The sequence below is a fragment of the Tissierellales bacterium genome, assembly GCA_035301805.1.
Taxonomy (GTDB): Bacteria; Bacillota; Clostridia; order Tissierellales; family DATGTQ01; genus DATGTQ01.
This window is the reverse complement of record DATGTQ010000049.1, coordinates 1-2,759: the sequence shown is the minus strand read 5'-3', so window position 1 is coordinate 2,759 and position 2,759 is coordinate 1. Positions and strand designations below refer to the sequence as shown.

3 protein-coding genes are annotated in these 2,759 nt (G+C 29.6%); 2 read left to right on the top strand and 1 reads right to left on the bottom strand.

All coding sequences use genetic code 11. The annotated features are described in order from the left end of the window. Together VK071_02230 and VK071_02225 are read left to right on the top strand one after the other, a co-directional pair. Positions 1-1,096, top strand: a 1,096-nt coding sequence (locus tag VK071_02230) for a glucose-6-phosphate isomerase (GenBank protein ID HLR34127.1), incomplete at its 5' end; no start/stop codon positions are given. A gap of 120 nt (positions 1,097-1,216) precedes the next feature. After that, entirely contained in the window at positions 1,217-2,182 is a 966-nt protein-coding gene (locus VK071_02225) for an LCP family protein (GenBank protein HLR34126.1), read from the top strand. A 36-nt stretch (positions 2,183-2,218) separates the two neighbouring features. On the opposite strand, the gene VK071_02220 is transcribed toward VK071_02225, so the two are convergent. Further along, on the bottom strand, positions 2,219-2,759 hold a 541-nt coding region (locus VK071_02220; GenBank protein HLR34125.1), incomplete at its 5' end, for a cyanophycin synthetase.

Sequence of the window (2,759 nt, the reverse complement as noted above, 5' to 3'; positions counted from 1 at the left end):
GAATGCATTAATAGTGATAGGTATTGGAGGCTCATATTTAGGGGCTAGGGCCTGTATAGAGGCTTTAAATCATAGCTTTTATAATCAATTAGCTAAGGGCAAAAGGAAAACACCAGAAATATATTATGCAGGTAATAATATATCCAGTACTTATATTTTAGATTTATTAGATACTATTGAAGATAAAGATATAAGTGTAAATATTATTTCAAAATCAGGTACAACTACCGAGCCAGCCATAGTATTTAGGATTTTCAAAGAATATATGGAGAAAAAATATGGAAAAGAAGAAGCTAAAAACCGTATATTTGCTACAACAGATAAGGAAAAAGGAGCCCTAAAAACTTTAGCAGATAATGAAGGTTATGAAACTTTTGTAATTCCTGATGATGTGGGCGGTAGATATTCTATATTTACACCTGTAGGTCTTTTACCAATTGCAGTATCTGGATTGGATATTGAAAAAATTATGGAAGGTGCCTACTCTGGACAAGAAGAATATGGAAATGAAAATTTAGCAGATAATATATCTTATCAATATGCAGTGGTTAGAAATATACTTTATAACAAGGGAAAAGACATAGAGATATTGGCTAATTATGAACCAGCTTTAAACTATTTTGCAGAGTGGTGGAAACAATTATTTGGAGAATCAGAGGGAAAGGATAAAAAAGGTATATATCCAGCATCAGTCAATTTTACTACAGATTTACACTCTATGGGACAATTTATCCAAGATGGTAAAAGAAATATATTTGAAACTACTATTAATGTGGAGAAGGTTGAGAAAAACATAGTATTGAAAGAAAGTGAAGATGATTTAGATAGATTAAATTTCTTATCGGGAAAGACTATGGATTTAGTAAATAAAAAAGCCTTTGAAGGTACACTGAAAGCCCATGTTAAAGGGAATGTACCAAATATAATAATAAATATACCAGAATTAAATGAATTTTATTTTGGAAAATTAATTTATTTCTTTGAAAAGGCTTGTGCAATGTCAGGCTATTTACTAGGAGTAAATCCCTTTGATCAACCAGGTGTAGAAGAGTATAAGAAAAATATGTTTGAACTTTTAGGAAAACCAGGACATTAATTTCATTAACAGGAAGGTTCTTACCTTATTATTAAAGGATTATAATATTTTGCTTTAGGACCTTTTGCTGCTTATTTTAATATTATTATTTCATTAGGACACAATAAGGGATATATAAATTTGAAAGGTGATAAGATGAGAACCTTCATAAAAGTCCTTATTATGTCCTTTTTAATTGGACTTCTAGCATTTTTGATTGGTGGTCAATCCTATATAAAAAACAATGATATAAACCCTAAAGACAATATAATAGCAGAAGATAAGAATCCTATTCCAAATAAAACATTGGAGAAAGCCCAAAAAAATACTGTTTATAATTCATTAGAAGAAGCATTAAATAAAAGCTCAAGAATAAATTTTTTAATTCTAGGCATGGAAGATGTAAGAAGTGATACTATAATTTTTGCATCCTTAGATCAAGACAATAAAAGTGCAGACCTAATATCAATACCTAGGGATACATACCTTCATAGACAAGGGTACAATCTGGGAGATCAGAGAAAAATAAACAGTATATATTATAGTCACGGAATAGATGGTGTAATAAAAGCAGTTTCTTATATATTAGGTGGCGCGCCTATACACCACTATGCAATAATTGACTATGAAGGAGTAGAAGAAATAGTAGACTTAGTAGGTGGTGTAGAAGTAAATGTGCCCTTTCATATGAAATATGATGATTGGTATAGTAAACCACCCTTGCATATAGATATACCTGAAGGAAATCAGGTTTTAAATGGTAAAGAATCTCTGAATTTTTTAAGATATAGGGAAGGCTATCCAGATGGAGACCTAGGAAGAATAAAAGCCCAGCAAGAGTTTTTAAAATCATTTGCTAGTAAAGCAATAAAAAATGCAGTTTTTATTATTCCAAAGGGATTGAAATATATAAAAACTGATATGAGTGTATTTGATGCCTTAAATTATGGAAAAGGCTCCTTAGATTTAAATGGAGAAAGTATGAATTTATTCACTCTTCCTGGTTATGATGAATTTAGAAATATAAATGGGAAAAATTTTTCTTATTATATATTTGATAAGGTAGGTATAAATGCTATGTTAAAAAATATGTACAATGTAAAATAAGAAAAGCATTAAAAAGGTTTAAACCTTTTTAATGCTTTAAACTGCTGCTTTTTCATTTTGATTTTCCAATTGTTTTAGGAGTGATTCACCTACTAAGTATATATTTCCTGCTCCCATAGTTATAATAATATCATCTCTTTTAGCATTAAGTAATAAATACTCTTCTATTTCTTTAAATGTAGGTATATATATAGAATTATGACCCATATTATTAATTGCCTTTGATAAGTCCTTAGAATGTATTTCCCCATTATCTATTTCTCGTGCTGCATAGATATCAGTTATTATGGTTTTATTAGCATTCTGAAAAGAGTCTGCAAAACTATTAAGTAAAGCTTTAGTTCTAGTAAAGGTATGAGGTTGGAATATACAATAAATATCACCTTTAGAAATATTTCTTAAAGATTTTAATGTAGCCTTAATTTCTGTAGGATGGTGAGCATAATCGTCCATAATTTTTACACCATTTAAATTACCCTTTAGTTCAAGTCTACGATGAACGCCCTGGTATAAAAATATATATTCAGTAATATCTCCCATAGATACTCCATATGTGTGAGCAGCTATAATACTTGCT